This is a genomic window from Microvirga terrae (assembly GCF_013307435.2).
Lineage (GTDB): Bacteria > Pseudomonadota > Alphaproteobacteria > Rhizobiales > Beijerinckiaceae > Microvirga > Microvirga terrae.
Window position 1 is genome coordinate 1448179 of sequence record NZ_CP102845.1, and the last position, 15148, is coordinate 1463326.

Genomic DNA, 15148 nt, shown 5'->3' on the forward strand with positions numbered 1-15148 from the left:
GGCCTGAAAAGAAAAAAGCCGGGCACAGGGCCCGGCTAAAGTAGAGGTCCGACAAAAGTCAAAACCTTCCAGAGGGAACGGCCGACACGGCAGCGCCGGGAGGAAGAAAGCGGTGCCGCGTTGAAATCAGCCACTGGTGATATCGGCCGCAAAGCGCTTATTTGCAATGCAGCATGCCTCATAAAAGGGCTGCGCTAGGCGCATGGCTTTGTCACGCGAAGGACACGATTCCGAAAGCAACAAGCTTGGCAGGGGATTCGGAGTCAGAACGTCCAGCGCTGTGCCTTGGAAATCAGGAAGTCCCGGAAGGCCTGGACCCGGGCCACGGAACGCATCTCCTCGGCATAGACGAGATAGCTGTCGAGGGAGGGCATTTCCACATCGCGCAGGATCTGGATCAGGTCCGGATTGCCGACGACTGCATAGTCCGGCAGCACGGCAATGCCCGCGCCCGTCTCGACGGCCAGTTTGAGCGCCGTGATGTTGTTGACCACGTAGTGGTACTGGCGTGGCTCGCGGCCCTCGCGTCCGGCCGTCGAGAGCCAGTGGACGGCCATAAGATAGGAGGGCTGATCGCCCCCGAAGGAGACGATCCGGTGCTCGTCCAGGTCTTCCAGGGTCTTCGGCTCACCAAACCGCTTGAGGTAGTCCGCCGAGGCATAGACGTGGAAGTGCACGGTGAACAGGCGGCGCTGGATCAAGTCGGGCTGAGCCGGTCGGCGCAAACGGATGGCCACGTCGGCCTCGCGCATGGCGAGGTCGAGCTCCTCGTTGGACAGGATCAGCTCGACCCGGACGTCGGGATAGAGATCGAGGAATTCGGCGATGCGCTGGGCGAGCCAAATGGACCCGAGGCCGACCGTCGTCGTCACCTTCAGCTCGCCCGAAGGGCGTTCGCTCGTCTCGACGAGCCGGGCCTTGGTGGTTTCGAGCCGCATGCGCATGTCGCGGGCCGCCCGGAAGAGCAGGTCGCCCTGCTCGGTGAGGATCAGACCGCGGGCATGGCGGTGGAAGAGCGGAGCCTTCAACTCGCGCTCGAGCGCGCTGATCTGGCGGCTGACGGCGGACTGACTCAAGCCCAGATCATCTCCGGCCCGCGTGAAGCTTCCCGCCTCTGCGACCGTATAGAAAATCCGGATCTTGTCCCAGTCCACGGCATTCCCCTCATGCCTCGCATGCTCCTGACGCAAGGCAACTCTTATCTCTTATGAGCCGAGGGTCCGACGCAACAGGAAATCGGCCTGAGGACTAACCAGTTGTTAATAAACTTTATTCGGCAGCTTCCTGGGTGGCTTCGAGCGCCGCGAGATAGCGCTCGGCGTCCAACGCCGCCATGCAGCCCATGCCTGCCGAGGTGACCGCCTGCCGGTAGATGTCATCCGTCACGTCGCCGGCCGCGAACACGCCCGGGACGTTCGTCTCGGTCGAGCCGGGTTTCGTCAGCAGGTAGCCGCCGGACTTCATGTCCAGCTGGCCGGTGAACAGCTCGGTCGACGGCTTGTGGCCGATGGCGATGAAGACGCCATCGGTCCTGAAGTCGGAGGTTTCGCCCGAAACCATGTTCTTCAGCCGCACATGCGTGACGGAGGAGGGGTTCTCGCTGCCGCAGATCTCCTCGACGGCCGAGTTCCAGATCACCTCGATCTTGGGGTGCTTGAACAGGCGATCCTGCAGGATGCGCTCGGCGCGCAGGCTATCCCGGCGATGAACGAGCGTGACCTTGGACGCGAGGTTTGCGAGGTAGAGCGCCTCCTCGACGGCGGTGTTGCCGCCGCCCACCACCACGACCTCCTTAGCCCGATAGAAGAAGCCGTCGCAGGTGGCGCAGGCCGACACGCCGAAGCCCTGGAACTGGCCCTCCGAGGGAAGGCCCAGCCATTTGGCCTGGGCGCCCGTCGCGACGATCAGCGCATCGCAGGTATAGGTCGCGCCGGAATCGCCCTCCAGCCGGAAGGGACGCTGCTTCAGATCCACCTTGGTGATGTGGTCGGAGATCATGTGGGTTCCCACATGCTCTGCCTGCATGCGCATCTGCTCCATGAGCCAGGGGCCCTGGATCACGTCGGCGAAGCCCGGGTAGTTCTCCACGTCCGTGGTGATCATGAGCTGCCCGCCGGGCTGGAAACCGGAGATCATCACGGGCTCGAGCAGGGCGCGGGCCGCATAGATCGCTGCCGTGTAGCCGGCCGGTCCCGAGCCGATGATGATGAGCTTGGCGTGAGAATGAGCCATCAGGGGGTCTCCAGTGACAGGGCGATATCCGGCAGGCCGAGAGCGCGGCGGTGGCGGCTCAAGCCCTCGGCTATGGCCTCCGCGACCTTGGGTGTTGAATTTAGGGGTTCATAGGGCTGTCCTTCAAGACGGCCCTCGAACGGATGCACAACTCCATGGTCCTTAAGGGCCTGCAAGTAAACATCCAGTTTCGGGTGTCCCCCCGAGGGTTCGAAGACCAGGATTGGCCTGCCGGTCACGGCCGCCTCGCCCATCATGTTGAAGGAATCCGCCGTCGCCACGATGTAGTCGGCCAGGGCGAGGAGGTCCACATAGGGATTGTCCCCCGTGCCCTCCCACAGGAATCCGCCCTGTTCCGCCGTGAGAGCCGTCAGAGCCTGCCTCAAGGCGGGCGGCGTGCGGCGCGACACCGTGACCATGAGACCGGCCCCGGTTCTGGCGACCGCGCTCAGGTGCCCGACGAAGCGGGCGACATCCTCGTCCGAGAACCGGTGATGGCGGCTGTTGCCGCCCGCCAACACGGCAATGCGTGGGCCGGGGAGGACAGACAGGCGAGGATCGGGCCGGGCCCGCGCCTCCTCGAGCCGTCGGGCGGACACCCGGTGGGGCGGGGTCAGGGTATTGAGGACGTTCGGGCCGCGCAGACGGTCATAGGTCGGAGACCAGATGAAGTCGGCGGCCGTCGGTCCCGTACGGGGGTCCTTCAGGAATACCGTGTATGCCCGCCCGCCCGTGGCTTTCTTCAGGTGGCGCAGATAGGCGACGGCGCGACGACCGGACGCGATGACGAGGTCGGGGAATGGTGGAGCTAGGGGGCTGTGAGGAGAGCCCGGACGCTCCCGCGGATCGATGGGCCCCCAGGGCATGAACCAGCTGAAGGGCGCCTTCGGCCGGACGCGGCGGATTTCGGGCGTCAAGCCGAGCGCGTCGGTAATGCTCAGGACCTGCAGCTCGTCCCCGGCCTTGCCGTCGGTCAGCGCCCAGGTGATAAGGCCGGTATCCGTGCGCAACATTCGATCAACGAGCCTGTGGAGTTCATGAAGTTCGTTGCGACTTAATCGCCCGTCCTCCTTGTGCGGAACCCTTATACGGTCTAGTCAGCCAAGACGAGATTTTTTGACCTGATGCCGCATGACGAGGCTGACCGATCAGTTCCCACGGCCTTGTCATGCATGAGCGGAGTTACCGTGCGCGGACGCCTCGATTCCATCGACTGGGCCATTCTGAAGGAACTGCAGGCCGACGGCAGCATCACCAATGTGGAGCTCGCCCGCCGGGTCGGGCTGTCGGCTCCGCCGTGCCTGCGCCGGGTGCGGGCGCTGGAAAGCGCCGGAATCATCAAGGCCTACCGAGCCATCCTCGACCCGAAGAATCTCGGCTTCGAGATCGTTTGCTTCGCCATGGTGCAACTCGACATCCAGGGTAAGAAGGAGCTGCAGGAATTCCAGCAGCGGGTGAAGGACTGGTCCATGGTCCGCGAGTGCTGGACCCTGTCGGGCGATATCGACTTCATCATGAAATGCGTGGCTCCGAACCTTTCATCGTTCCAGGGCCTCGTGTCGGAGCTCACCTCCCTGCCGAACGTGCGCAACGTCCGAACCGCCCTGACCCTCGACCTCATCAAGGACGAGCCCCTGGTGCCGATCGAGGACGTGGCCGAAGCCGAGGGCTAGCCCCGGCGGTCACCCGGGCAAGAGGCCTCGGCCGCCTCTGCGGTCAGATCTGCCGCCTGAGCCAGCGCACGTAATGCTGAGCCACCGCGACGGCGCGGCCCTGCTCGTTCGGCGTGAGGGGGCTCGTGTTGACGTCGAGCACGGCCAGCATGGGGTGGCCTGCCAGAACTTCGCCCCGGCGGCCGATGGCCAGGGCCTCGCCCTCCAGGGCATCGTGCCCGCTGTTGCCCCCGCCGCCTCGGCCTTTGTATCCGCTGCTGTTGTCCGGGAAGGCCGTCATGGTGACGCTCGTCAGGCGAAGGACGAGACGGGGGCCGCGAGGATCGACCCGATCGGCGAAGGAGCGCCGCAACTCGTCGAGGGCGGCCGCGCCCACGAGATCGGCGAAGGGACCCAGGCCCTTGTCCTTCAGGGCGCTCACATCGACCGAGAAGGACGAGAAGGCCTGCGGGAAGCTCTGGGCCCGAGCCGGCACGGCAAGACCTGCGCCGGCTAGGCCGGCCCAGGCGAACGCGTTCAGGAGGGTGCGACGGGACATGGGGGACATCATGGGATTTCTCATCGTTCGTGCCCCCTTTTTCCGTTGTCAGGCGCCGAACTGGACGCCGACGACCTCATAGGACTTGCCGCCGCCGGGGGTCGAGACCTCGACGGTATCGCCGATGGTCTTGCCCATCAGCGCGCGGGCGATCGGAGAGGCGACCGAGACCCGCCCCGAGCGGACATCCGCCTCGGGCTCACCGACGATCTGGTAGGTTTTCTCTTCCTCGGTGTCTTCGTCGACGAGCTTCACCGTCGCGCCGAACTTGATGCGATCGCCGGACAGTTTGGCGATATCGATGACTTCGGCGCGGGAGATCAGGCTTTCGAGCTCAAGGATCCGGCCTTCGTTGAGGGATTGGGCTTCCTTGGCGGCATGGTATTCGGCGTTTTCCGACAGGTCGCCAAGCGCGCGGGCTTCCGCGATCGCCTGGATGATCCGGGGGCGTTCAACCTGCTGCCGTTGCTTGAGTTCTTCCTCGAGCGCCGCAAAACCCTTGATCGTCAGAGGGACCTTGTCCATCGTGTGTCTCGTCCAAAAAGAGGTACGAGGCCGCTGTTGCCAGCGCCCTCGCATGTCAACGAAAACTTACCAGAAGCTTCGCAGTTCCAATGTGAGGCCGGATGCCTCAGGCAAAGTATTCCTGAAGCGCCCGGACTTCCAGATCGCCGCTGAGGTATGCCTTGATGCCCTCGGCCGCGGCGACCGCTCCTGCAAGAGTGGTGTAGTAAGGTATCTTATGCAAGAGGGCAGCTTGTCGTAGTGAACGGGAATCCGAGAGAGCGCCCGCTCCTTCGGTGGTATTGAAGACGAGTTGGATGTCGCCGTTCTTCATGGCGTCGACCACGTGCGGGCGGCCTTCCAGCACCTTGTTGATCCGCCGGGCTTTGACGCCCTGGGTTTCGAGGTACTTCTGGGTCCCGGCGGTCGCCAGGATCTGGAATCCGACCTCCTCCAGCATCCGCACCGCCGGCAGGATCCGTTCCTTATCCGAGTCGCGCACGGACACGAACAGGGTGCCGGTCTTGGGCAACTGGCTGCCGGCGCCGAGCTGGCTCTTGGCGAAGGCTACGCCGAAGCCGCGATCCAAGCCGATGACCTCGCCGGTCGAGCGCATTTCCGGTCCGAGCAGCACGTCGACCCCCGGGAAGCGGTTGAAGGGGAAGACGGCTTCCTTGACGCCGATATGCGGCAGCACCTTCGGGGTCAGGCCGAACTTCGCCAGGCTTTCTCCTGCCATGATCCGAGCGGCGATCTTGGCGATGGGCTCGCCGATGACCTTGGCCACGAACGGGACCGTCCGTGAGGCCCGGGGATTGACCTCCAGCACGTAGATCGTGCCGTCCTTGATGGCGTACTGGACGTTCATCAGACCGCCGACTTCAAGAGCCAGGGCAAGGGCCTTCGTCTGGCGCTCCAGCTCGGCGATGATCTCCGGAGACAAGGAGCGCGGCGGCAGGGAGCAAGCCGAATCGCCCGAGTGGATGCCCGCCTCCTCGATATGCTCCATGATTCCCGCGATGAAGCTGTCCTTCCCATCGCAGAGGCAGTCGACGTCCACTTCCACGGCATCCGAGAGATAGCGGTCGAAGAGCAGGGGGTTCTTGCCCAGCACCGTGTTGATCTGGCCAGTCTTGTCGTTGGGGTAACGGGCCTTGATGTCCGAGGGGATCAGGCTCGGCAGGGTGCCAAGCAGGTAATCCTCGAACTGAGCCTCGTCGCGGATGATGGCCATGGCCCGGCCGCCGAGCACGTAGGAGGGCCGCACCACGAAGGGGAGGCCCAGATCGGCGGCGATCAGCCGGGCCTGCTCCACCGAATAGGCGATGCCGTTCTTCGGCTGCTTCAGGTGGAGCTTGTCGAGCAGGCGCTTGAACCGGTCGCGATCCTCGGCGAGATCGATGGCATCCGGCGAGGTGCCGAGGATCGGCACGTCGGCCTCCTCGAGGGCACGAGCGAGCTTGAGCGGCGTCTGGCCGCCGAACTGCACGATGACGCCGTGGAGCGTGCCCTTGGAACGCTCGGTTTCGATGATCTCCAGCACATCCTCCTGCGTCAGCGGCTCGAAATAGAGCCGGTCGGAGGTGTCGTAGTCGGTCGAGACCGTCTCCGGGTTGCAGTTGATCATGATGGTCTCATAGCCCGCATCTTTGAGCGCGAAGCAGGCATGACAGCAGCAATAATCGAACTCGATGCCCTGGCCGATGCGGTTCGGTCCGCCGCCCAGGATGATGACCTTCTTGGCGTCGGACGGGTTGGATTCGTCCACAGGCGCCCCGGCGAAGGGCGCCGCATAGGTCGAATACATGTAAGCGGTCGGCGAGGCGAACTCGGCCGCGCAGGTGTCGATCCGCTTGTAGACCGGTCGGACGGAGAGCGAGCGGCGCAACTCGCGCACCTCGGCCTCGGTCTTGTGGGCGAGCACCGCCAGGCGTGCGTCCGAGAAGCCAAGAGCCTTCAGCTGGCGGAAGGCGCCGGCGGTCTGCGGCAGACCATGCGCTTTGACCTTCGCTTCCATGTCGACGATGCCCTGAAGCTGCTCCAGGAACCAGGGGTCTATCTTGCAGGAGGCATAGACCTCGTCATGGCTGACGCCGAGGCGCAGGGCCTGAACCACCTTGAGGATCCGGTCCGGGGTCGGCGTACCGATGGCGGCCTTGATGGCATTCTTGTCGTCGCCTTTGCCGAGACCTTCGATCTCGATCTCGTCGAGGCCGGTGAGCCCGGTTTCGAGGGAGCGCAGGGCCTTCTGAAGCGATTCCGGGAAGGAGCGGCCGATCGCCATGGCCTCGCCGACCGACTTCATCGCCGTGGTGAGGGTGGGCTCGGCGCCGGGGAACTTCTCGAAGGCGAAGCGGGGGATCTTGGTGACCACGTAGTCGATGGTCGGCTCGAAGGAGGCGGGCGTCGCGCCCCCCGTGATGTCGTTGGCGATCTCGTCGAGGGTGTAGCCGACGGCGAGCTTCGCCGCCACCTTGGCGATGGGGAAGCCCGTGGCTTTCGAGGCCAGTGCCGAGGAGCGCGACACGCGCGGGTTCATCTCGATCACGATCATGCGCCCGTTTTCCGGGTTGATCGCGAACTGCACGTTCGATCCGCCGGTCTCGACGCCGATCTCGCGCAGGACCGCCAAGGAGGCGTCGCGCATGATCTGGTATTCCTTGTCGGTGAGCGTGAGCGCCGGCGCCACTGTGATCGAGTCGCCCGTATGCACCCCCATCGGGTCGAAGTTCTCGATGGAGCAGATGATGATGCAGTTGTCCGCCCTGTCGCGGACGACCTCCATCTCGTACTCCTTCCAGCCGAGCACGCTCTCCTCGATCAGCACCTCGTTGGTCGGCGAGGCGTCGAGGCCCCGCTCGACGATGTCGAGGAACTCCTCGCGGTTGTACGCGATGCCGCCGCCGGTCCCGCCCATGGTGAAGGACGGGCGGAGGATGGCCGGAAGACCCACCTCTGCCAAAGCCAGCAGAGCCTCGCCCATGGCGTGCTCCTGGTAACGCTTGCGCCGCTCGTTCTCGGCGGCATCCCACTTGAGCTTGTAGGCGGCGATCATCCGCTTCTTGTCGCCCGGGTGAATGTCGAGGGCTTCCATGCGGGCGAGTTCGGCCAGGTAGGCGTCCCGGTCGGCCTTCTTGAGGGCCGACGCGTTGGCAAGGCGCGATTTCGGGGTGTCGAGGCCGATCTTGGTCATGGCCTCGCGGAAGAGCTGCCGGTCCTCGGCCTTGTCGATGGCCTCCGCCGTCGCGCCGATCATCTCCACGTTGAAGCGGTCGAGAACGCCCATTTTCTTGAGCGACAGGGCACAATTCAAGGCCGTCTGGCCGCCCATGGTCGGCAGGATTGCGTCGGGGCGCTCCTTCTCGATGATCTTGGCCACGATCTCGGGAGTGATCGGCTCCACATAGGTGGCGTCCGCGAGATCGGGATCGGTCATGATCGTCGCGGGATTCGAGTTCACCAGGATGATGCGGTAGCCTTCCTCCTTCAGGGCCTTCACGGCCTGGGTGCCCGAGTAATCGAACTCCACGGCCTGGCCGATGATGATCGGTCCGGCGCCGACGATGAGGATGGAGGAGATGTCTGTCCGCTTTGGCATTGGGCCACCCAGGCGTGTCCAGCCGCGCGGCCGTAATGCTACGGCGCTTCAAGCGCAGCCGGGATGTGATCGGATTGTAGGTTGAGAGAGGCTCTTACACGCACCTTGAGCAAATTCAAAGGGCCGAGCCATGATTTCGACAGCCAATGCCTATGCGCTATGGTCCATCGGATGCCGCGGCAAGGGGAAGGTGGGAAAAGATGGCCACGATGGAAGAGCCGCGCTGGACGCTGATCACGGGAGCATCCAGCGGGATCGGTGCGGATCTGGCGCGCGTCTTTGCGGGGCGGGAATATTCCCTCGTCCTGGCGGCCCGGCGGCACGAGCGGCTGGAAGTGCTGGCCGCGGAGATCCGCCGGACCCATGACGTGCCGGTCGAGATCCTGGCGATCGATCTCGAGGACCGGGAGGCGCCGCAGGATCTCCATGAGATGCTTCGGGAGCGGGGAATAGCGGTCCATACCCTGGTCAACAACGCCGGCTTTGGGCTGCGCGGTTACTTCGCGTCCCTTCCGCACGAGAAGCAGCTCGCCATGATCGACCTCAACGTCATGGCGCTCACCTCTCTCAGCCGTCTCATGCTGCCGGGAATGATCGAGCGACGGCGGGGAGGCATCCTGAACGTCGCGTCCCTCGCGGCCTTCCAGGCCGGGCCCTACATGGCGGTTTATTACGCGACGAAAGCCTTCGTCCTGTCTCTCTCCGAAGCCCTACACGACGAAGCCAGGCTCCATGGAGTCACGGTCACGGCCCTCTGTCCGGGGCCGACCGAGAGCGAATTCTCCGACACGGCGGGCCTGAAGGATTCGCGCCTCTTCCGATCGGGGGTCATGTCCTCGGCGGATGTCGCGCGCATCGGAGTGGACGGCTATGAGGCCAGGCGAGCGATCGTTGTGGCCGGGGCCCGGAACCGGGTCGGTGCGATCGGGGCGAAGTTCGCCCCGCGCTTTCTCTCGCGCAGGATCGCCGGACTTCTGCAGGGGATGAGGTGACGGGCTCATGGGAAGCAGCTATCGAGGGGGCGTGATCACCTCTCGCCCCCTTCAGCGCCTGATCCGTCAGTTCACCGCCTTCTTCGGAGTGGGCCTTGCGGCTGCCGTGGCTCATTACGGCCTTCTCATCGCCCTGGTCGAAGGAGGAGCAGCCCACCCCGTTCCTGCGACGCTCGCCGGATATGTGGCGGGAGGGCTCGTGTCCTACCTGCTCAACCGCAAGCATACTTACGAGAGCGACCGGCCCCACCGGGAGGCCACGTGGCGCTTTGCCCTGGTGGCCTTCGTTGGATTTCTCGTGACCTGGTTTCTCATGCACGCTTTCACAGTGTGGCTCGGCGGACCGTATCTCCCGTCCCAGGTCATCACCACGGGCGTCGTGATGCTCTGGAGCTTCCTGGCGCACAAAAGGTGGACATTCGCATGAGAAACCACCGCTATTGGAGTTCGGGAACGACCTGCCCGAAATTGAGCGCGGCCACGAGAGCCACGCCGCCCAGAACATTGCCGACGAGGGTCGGCAGGAAGAAGCGCACGACGTATTCCGTCCACGTGGCCTGACCCGTTTCCACCAGGTAGAACCCGTCGACCGATCCCGCGATCAGGTGCGAGAAGCCGCCGATGGCCACCACGTAGGTGATGATGAGGATCACAAGAAGGCGTGCGGAATCGGCTCCCGGCAGAAGCCAGACCATCAGGGCGATAAGCCAGCCAGCGAAGATGGCCTTCAGCACGGTGGTTCCGAAGGGCGAGGCCACGACCTTGTGGCTGATCTCCCCGAAAGCCTGCTTGACCTCAGGCGCGAAGAGGGAGGTATGCGCAATGACAGCCGCGAAGATCCAGGTCGCCACGATGTTGGCCACCAGAACGATGGCCCACAGCTTGACCACCCGCAGCAGCGTGCGTCCGTCCCGGTTGTGCAGGAGGGGCAGGATGGGCGTGAGGGTATTCTCGGTGAAGAGCTGCTGACGGCCGAGCACGACGATCAGGAAGCCGATCGTGTAGCCGAAGCTGCTCACCAGGGGTTTCCAGGATGCGTCCGGCAGATGCGCGTGCAGCAATCCTTCTACCGTCAGGGAAAACCCCATGGACAGGCCGGCGGCCAGTCCGGAGAGGAGGAGCGCCGATGCGGTTCGGTCGAGCTCGCTTTCGCCTTCGGCCCGGATCGTCTCGTGGATGAGCGCCGCGTTCGGCCGGCTCTGGGCCTCGATGGTCTTTCTTTCCTTGGAGGACAAGTCCGGGGTTTTTTCGGCGGGGTTGAAGCTGTCACGTTGCTTCGGTTCAGCGGGCCTGTCCGGTGAGGCGTCGGTCATGAGGCTGCCTTGCGGTTCGGGTCTGCTGATAAGGCGCTCACCCGATGCTTGTTCCGGGTTCCCGAGCGGGATCATCCCGCAGCGCATTCCTGACCTGCGTCCCTGCCTCTCCCCGAATCTTTTTTGCATTGCAATATGACGGACCGCAGAGTTGCCGACGGCTGTCTCGGCGTTTCCGATCCAATAAATGACTTGAGCAGCTTGGGGGCTCCATGTCCGACATGGCCATTGTTGAGAACGCCGGCGTTGTGCCGACGAATAAGGCTCCCGCCGTCCCGCGCTCCCGCTTGGCCGTTGCGCTGATCGAGCTGGCGCTCGCAGTCGGCAGCTTCGGCATCGGAACGGGCGAGTTCGCCATCATGGGATTGCTGCCCAACGTCGCCCAGGAATTCAACGTCACGACACCGGAGGCCGGCTACGCGATCAGCGCATATGCGCTCGGGGTCGTCGTGGGAGCGCCCATCATCGCCGTGATGGCGGCAAAGCTGGCGCGCCAGACACTGCTCCTCCTTATGATGGCGATCTTCGCCGTCGGCAACGCGGTCAGCGCTCTTGCGCCGAGCTTCGAGTCCTTCGTGCTCCTGCGCTTTCTCACGGGCCTGCCGCATGGCGCCTATTTCGGCGTGGCCGCCCTCGTGGCAGCCTCCCTGGTTCCGCCGAACAAGCGCACTCAGGCTGTAGCCCGCGTCATGATGGGGCTCACGGTCGCGACCCTGCTCGGAACCCCGGTGGCCACCTGGTTCGGGCAGATCCTGACCTGGCGGATCGCCTTTGGGGCCGTCGGCTTCATGGGGGCGCTGACGGTGCTGCTGATCTGGCTCTTCCTGCCGAAGGACAGGGTTCAGGAGGGAGCGAGCCCGATGCGGGAGCTCGGGGCCTTCCGGCGCAAGCAGGTCTGGTTCACTCTCGGAATCGGCGCCGTGGGCTTCGGCGGCCTGTTCTCCGTCTTCTCCTACATCGCCTCCACGGCCACGGAGGTCGCCGGGATGCCCGACAACGCCGTTCCGGTCATGATGGCCCTGTTCGGCTCCGGCATGATCGTCGGCAATCTCGTCGGGGCCTGGTTCGCAGACCGGAACCTGATGGCGACCATCGGGGGCGTGCTGGCCTCCAGCGCCGTGGTGATGACCGTTCTCTGGCTGACGGCCGAGAACCCTTACCTGCTCTCGGCCTGCGTCTTCCTCGTCGGCTGCAGCGTCGCCATCGGGCCCGCACTCCAGACCCGCCTGATGGACGTGGCGGCAGACGCCCAGACCCTCGCGGCGGCCCTCAATCACTCGGCCTTCAACATCGCCAATGCGCTCGGCGCCTGGCTTGGCGGTCTTGCGATCGCGGCCGGCTACGGCTTTGCCTCGACCGGCTGGGTCGGCGCGGTCCTGGCTATGGCCGGGCTCGGCGTGTTCGGCCTGTCACTGATAAGCGATCAGCGCTCCGTGAGGTCGTCCGTCTCGCGGGCCTGAGCCGGCCTTGCCAGATAGGTCATGCGGGCCTGGTTGTGCCCAAGGTTCCGTTGGAACCGTTCCGGCACAAACCCGGCATCCTCGAGGAGGTCGATGATCTCCTCGTCGCTGTACTGCGCCAAGCCGATCTCCTCGCGGATCGTGCGATACTCCGAAAAGGCGGTGCGGGCGAGGCTGGCAACGGCCGATCGCAGGAAGCCGCCCCGCCAGGCGAAGGAGAGCAGAGCTTTCGCGTCGGTGATCGGGCTGATGTCCGGCGGTATGACGTCGCCCAGGATCAACGTGCCGTCGGCTCGCAATTTCCCGTGCATGAGCCTCAGGAGGCTGCGAAACTCGTCGAGGGAGAGATACTGAACGAGCGAATTCACCACGATCAGGTCGAGCGAAGCGTCCGGAAGCTCGGTCACGTGGTCGGTCGACAGGACGGTGATCTGCCTGTTGTCGCTAAAGCGCCCGTTCAGACGTTCCCGAACAAGCGGTGCGGCATCGCTCAGATAGAGCCGGCCGCATTTGGCCGCCACCTTGTCGGCGAATAGCGCCTCGCCGCAGCCGTAGTCCAGCACGGTGGCTTCGGGAGACGGGACGAGGCCGATGATGTCGTCGGCGATCAGGCGGTAGTGCAGAAGCTTGTGCCGCTCGCTCGCATAGATCGGCGTGTCCTGGTTCCAGTAGTCGCGCCAGTTCATTGGAATAGACATCTCCCCTCGGCTCAGGACTTCGCCGAAACTGCCGCCGAGTCATGGAGCCTGCCGCGCAGTTTCGCAACCTCCTGGGTGAGCGTGCGGACCTCGTCGAAGGATAGGCCAAGCACGCAGCCGACCTGTTTGGGGATCTCCTCCGCCTTCTCCCGCAGGGAGCGGCCGGTCTCGGTGAGGGAAATTCTGACCTGCCGCTCGTCCTTGCTGTCGCGGGTGCGCCGGATGTGCCCCGCACTCTCGAGACGCTTGAGCAGCGGGGTGAGGGTGCCGGAGTCGAGAAACAGCCGGTCGCCGATCTCCTTGACCGTGAGATCATCCTGCTCCCAGAGCACCAGCAGGACGACATATTGCGGGTAGGTTAGGCCGAGCGGGTCGAGGAACCGGCGATAGGCGCGGCTGAAAGCGTGCGACACGGAATAGAAGGCAAAACAGAGCTGATTGTCGAGCGCTAGCATCTCAGGCTTCTTCGTCATCCTCGCCTCCACTTCGGACACCCTATGGAAAATTTCGGTTGCACACAATTCATTTCGATCGTATAGACAGATTTAGATCGCACGCAATTAGATCGTATGCGGTCGAATAACCGATCAGGCCACAGGGCCTGACGCCTCAAGGAGCGTTCCGATGACCCCTCTCTACACTGCCTATGCTTCAGCCCGCGGCGGCCGCGAAGGCGTTGCCGCATCCGATGACGGACGGCTGGAGGTTCGCCTGTCCACCCCGAAGGAACTCGGCGGCGGGGGCGGTGAGGGGACGAACCCGGAGCAGCTTTTCGCGGCCGGCTACTCGGCCTGCTTCCTCGGCGCGCTGAAATTCGTCGCCTCGCAGAACAAGGTCGCTCTGCCATCTGACGCTTCGATCGAGGCCAAGGTCGGGATCGGCAAGCGCGACGACGGGGCAGGCTTCGGCCTAGTGGTCGAGCTGAAGGCGAACCTGCCGGGCCTGACCCAAGAGCAGGCGACCGATCTTGTGCACAAGGCCGACGTGGTCTGCCCGTATTCGCACGCGATCCGCGGCAACGTGCAGGTCACGCTGTCGGTCTAATACATAACGATAAGCCGTAGGGGCAAGGGCCTCCTGCCTTTCGGGGCAGGGGGCCTTTTCGCGTTCAGGTCCACAGCTTCACGAGCGGTCCGTCAGGTCCGTCGACCGGGTCGGCATCCGGCAGGGGGACCTGCGCGATGCGCTGCTGCGACGCCGCGAGGGCGTTGGGATCGTCCCGGATGGTGTCATAATCGACCCCACCCGGATAGGCGCCTACGACGGAGAAATCGTCGCTCGCATTGATGCAGGCATGGGCGACGCCCGCCGGGATCACCACCACGTCGCCGGCGCTGACGGCCACGAGATCGCCGTCCTCGCCGCCGAAGCGGACCTGGGCCGAGCCGGACACGACGCCCAGCACCTCGTGGGTGTTCGGGTGGTAGTGATGGTAGTCGTGGATGCCGTCGAGCCAGGCGTTGGTCCAGCCGTTCTTGGCGAAGGTGGTCTTGAAGGTCCTGACGGCGTCGTGCTCGGAGGGGGAAATCGCCCCGCGCCGAACGATCAGCGGCAGGGACGAATTCGGGACGATGCCGTTGCTGCGGAACACGTAGGTCTCCGTGCCGAGCGGCGTATTGTAACCCTGCGGATCGCCGTATCCTTTCGCCTGAGCCATGCTTCTCTCCCTTCGAATCCGGGAGGGAACGCGCGGTTCAGGCGAAAGATCGAGCGAGGCCGTGCAAATCCCCGTCGGGTCTCACATGCCGATGAGCATGGCCGCGACGGCACGGTCGATGGACAGGTAGAACATTCCGAACGCCACGGCGGCCGCGATGGCGAACTCGACGATCTGGTTCTTGAAGATGCGGAACTGGGCGAAGAGGTTCTGGCCGAAGATCGAGATCAGCCAGGCGGTCGTGAGCACCACGGGGAAAATGAAGAGATACGACCAAGTGCTTTCGACCGGGCCCGCATGGGCAGGATCGATCAGCGGACGGATGTTGCGCACCCAGGGCGCGTAGAGGGCGGCGTAGAGCGACGTCAGCCAAGCCAGCGTGACGGCGATGCCGAGATGAAACGTGAAGAGGTTGTGCAGCCGGCTGAATTCGCCGGAATCGTCATCGAAATCCATGGAAACACCCCCAAAACAAGGCCCGGA

16 protein-coding genes are annotated in these 15148 nt (G+C 64.4%); 5 read left to right on the forward strand and 11 right to left on the reverse strand.

Features of this window, described 5'->3' with window-relative positions; translation table 11 throughout:
• Window positions 1-263 precede the first annotated feature (263 nt).
• The 3 genes from HPT29_RS06860 to HPT29_RS06870 all read right to left on the reverse strand — a co-directional run bounded on the left by HPT29_RS06860 (window position 264) and on the right by HPT29_RS06870 (window position 3245).
• Window positions 264-1154: a LysR family transcriptional regulator gene (locus HPT29_RS06860; RefSeq protein WP_114945399.1), complete on the reverse strand. Its 891-nt coding sequence runs from the start codon at window positions 1152-1154 to the stop codon at window positions 264-266.
• Window positions 1155-1269: 115 nt separating this feature from the next.
• Entirely contained in the window at window positions 1270-2232 is a 963-nt protein-coding gene (gene trxB / locus HPT29_RS06865; RefSeq protein ID WP_173945641.1) for a thioredoxin-disulfide reductase, read from the reverse strand.
• Entirely contained in the window at window positions 2232-3245 is a 1014-nt protein-coding gene (locus tag HPT29_RS06870) for a mitochondrial fission ELM1 family protein (RefSeq protein WP_173945640.1), read from the reverse strand. Before HPT29_RS06870 ends, trxB begins: the two co-directional genes overlap by 1 nt.
• A gap of 174 nt (window positions 3246-3419) precedes the next feature.
• Here HPT29_RS06870 and HPT29_RS06875 point away from each other — a divergent pair, with 174 nt between their 5' ends.
• Window positions 3420-3905, forward strand: coding sequence for an Lrp/AsnC family transcriptional regulator (locus HPT29_RS06875; protein ID WP_173945639.1), 486 nt, complete (start codon window positions 3420-3422; stop codon window positions 3903-3905).
• 43 nt (window positions 3906-3948) lie between these two features.
• Here the strand turns inward: HPT29_RS06875 and HPT29_RS06880 are convergent, their stop codons facing one another.
• From HPT29_RS06880 to carB, 3 genes are all read right to left on the reverse strand, one after another.
• On the reverse strand, window positions 3949-4443 hold the full coding sequence (locus HPT29_RS06880; protein ID WP_173945638.1) for a hypothetical protein: 495 nt from the start codon (window positions 4441-4443) through the stop codon (window positions 3949-3951).
• Window positions 4444-4491: 48 nt separating this feature from the next.
• Window positions 4492-4968: a transcription elongation factor GreA gene (gene greA / locus HPT29_RS06885; protein WP_173945637.1), complete on the reverse strand. Its 477-nt coding sequence runs from the start codon at window positions 4966-4968 to the stop codon at window positions 4492-4494.
• A 106-nt stretch (window positions 4969-5074) separates the two neighbouring features.
• The gene (gene carB, locus HPT29_RS06890) at window positions 5075-8545 is read right to left on the reverse strand and encodes a carbamoyl-phosphate synthase large subunit (protein ID WP_173945636.1); all 3471 of its coding nucleotides are present in this window, start codon (window positions 8543-8545) and stop codon (window positions 5075-5077) included.
• A 200-nt stretch (window positions 8546-8745) separates the two neighbouring features.
• Between carB and HPT29_RS06895 the strand changes: the two genes are divergently transcribed.
• Window positions 8746-9537 (forward strand): SDR family NAD(P)-dependent oxidoreductase, encoded by a 792-nt coding sequence (locus HPT29_RS06895; RefSeq protein ID WP_259060505.1) that lies wholly within the window; start codon window positions 8746-8748, stop codon window positions 9535-9537.
• Between the two features lie 31 nt (window positions 9538-9568).
• Window positions 9569-9964 carry a GtrA family protein gene (locus HPT29_RS06900; protein ID WP_259060506.1) on the forward strand — a complete coding sequence of 132 codons (396 nt, stop codon included), beginning with the start codon at window positions 9569-9571 and terminating at the stop codon, window positions 9962-9964.
• A gap of 10 nt (window positions 9965-9974) precedes the next feature.
• On the opposite strand, the gene HPT29_RS06905 is transcribed toward HPT29_RS06900, so the two are convergent.
• Window positions 9975-10850: a formate/nitrite transporter family protein gene (locus HPT29_RS06905; protein WP_173945634.1), complete on the reverse strand. Its 876-nt coding sequence runs from the start codon at window positions 10848-10850 to the stop codon at window positions 9975-9977.
• Between the two features lie 221 nt (window positions 10851-11071).
• On the opposite strand from HPT29_RS06905, the gene HPT29_RS06910 reads away from it, so the two are divergent.
• The gene (locus HPT29_RS06910; RefSeq protein WP_371823142.1) at window positions 11072-12310 is read left to right on the forward strand and encodes an MFS transporter; all 1239 of its coding nucleotides are present in this window, start codon (window positions 11072-11074) and stop codon (window positions 12308-12310) included.
• Here HPT29_RS06910 and HPT29_RS06915 read toward each other — a convergent pair.
• Both HPT29_RS06915 and HPT29_RS06920 read right to left on the reverse strand, forming a co-directional pair.
• A complete protein-coding gene (locus HPT29_RS06915; RefSeq protein WP_173945632.1) occupies window positions 12274-12996 on the reverse strand; it encodes a class I SAM-dependent methyltransferase in 723 nt (240 codons plus the stop codon). The two genes, HPT29_RS06910 and HPT29_RS06915, sit on opposite strands and share 37 nt — an antisense overlap.
• 23 nt (window positions 12997-13019) lie before the next feature.
• On the reverse strand, window positions 13020-13481 hold the full coding sequence (locus HPT29_RS06920) for a MarR family winged helix-turn-helix transcriptional regulator (RefSeq protein WP_173945631.1): 462 nt from the start codon (window positions 13479-13481) through the stop codon (window positions 13020-13022).
• Window positions 13482-13632: 151 nt separating this feature from the next.
• On the opposite strand from HPT29_RS06920, the gene HPT29_RS06925 reads away from it, so the two are divergent.
• Window positions 13633-14052 (forward strand): organic hydroperoxide resistance protein, encoded by a 420-nt coding sequence (locus HPT29_RS06925; protein WP_173945630.1) that lies wholly within the window; start codon window positions 13633-13635, stop codon window positions 14050-14052.
• Window positions 14053-14116: 64 nt separating this feature from the next.
• Here HPT29_RS06925 and HPT29_RS06930 read toward each other — a convergent pair whose 3' ends face one another.
• Both HPT29_RS06930 and HPT29_RS06935 read right to left on the reverse strand, forming a co-directional pair.
• Window positions 14117-14665 carry a cupin domain-containing protein gene (locus HPT29_RS06930; RefSeq protein ID WP_173945629.1) on the reverse strand — a complete coding sequence of 183 codons (549 nt, stop codon included), beginning with the start codon at window positions 14663-14665 and terminating at the stop codon, window positions 14117-14119.
• Window positions 14666-14746: 81 nt separating this feature from the next.
• Window positions 14747-15121, reverse strand: a complete 375-nt coding sequence (locus HPT29_RS06935) for a hypothetical protein (RefSeq protein WP_173945628.1) — start codon at window positions 15119-15121, stop codon at window positions 14747-14749.
• Between the last annotated feature and the right edge of the window lie 27 nt (window positions 15122-15148).

Coding starts and splice junctions, on each gene's coding strand:
- carB (WP_173945636.1), bottom strand. CDS start 8,545: ATGCCAAAGCGGACAGACATCTCCTCCATCCTCATCGTCGGCGCCGGA.
- greA (WP_173945637.1), bottom strand. CDS start 4,968: ATGGACAAGGTCCCTCTGACGATCAAGGGTTTTGCGGCGCTCGAGGAA.
- HPT29_RS06880 (WP_173945638.1), bottom strand. CDS start 4,443: ATGTCCCGTCGCACCCTCCTGAACGCGTTCGCCTGGGCCGGCCTAGCC.
- HPT29_RS06920 (WP_173945631.1), bottom strand. CDS start 13,481: ATGACGAAGAAGCCTGAGATGCTAGCGCTCGACAATCAGCTCTGTTTT.
- HPT29_RS06895 (WP_259060505.1), top strand. CDS start 8,746: ATGGCCACGATGGAAGAGCCGCGCTGGACGCTGATCACGGGAGCATCC.
- HPT29_RS06870 (WP_173945640.1), bottom strand. CDS start 3,245: ATGTTGCGCACGGATACCGGCCTTATCACCTGGGCGCTGACCGACGGC.
- trxB (WP_173945641.1), bottom strand. CDS start 2,232: ATGGCTCATTCTCACGCCAAGCTCATCATCATCGGCTCGGGACCGGCC.
- HPT29_RS06910 (WP_371823142.1), top strand. CDS start 11,072: ATGGCCATTGTTGAGAACGCCGGCGTTGTGCCGACGAATAAGGCTCCC.
- HPT29_RS06925 (WP_173945630.1), top strand. CDS start 13,633: ATGACCCCTCTCTACACTGCCTATGCTTCAGCCCGCGGCGGCCGCGAA.
- HPT29_RS06930 (WP_173945629.1), bottom strand. CDS start 14,665: ATGGCTCAGGCGAAAGGATACGGCGATCCGCAGGGTTACAATACGCCG.
- HPT29_RS06935 (WP_173945628.1), bottom strand. CDS start 15,121: ATGGATTTCGATGACGATTCCGGCGAATTCAGCCGGCTGCACAACCTC.
- HPT29_RS06905 (WP_173945634.1), bottom strand. CDS start 10,850: ATGACCGACGCCTCACCGGACAGGCCCGCTGAACCGAAGCAACGTGAC.
- HPT29_RS06915 (WP_173945632.1), bottom strand. CDS start 12,996: ATGAACTGGCGCGACTACTGGAACCAGGACACGCCGATCTATGCGAGC.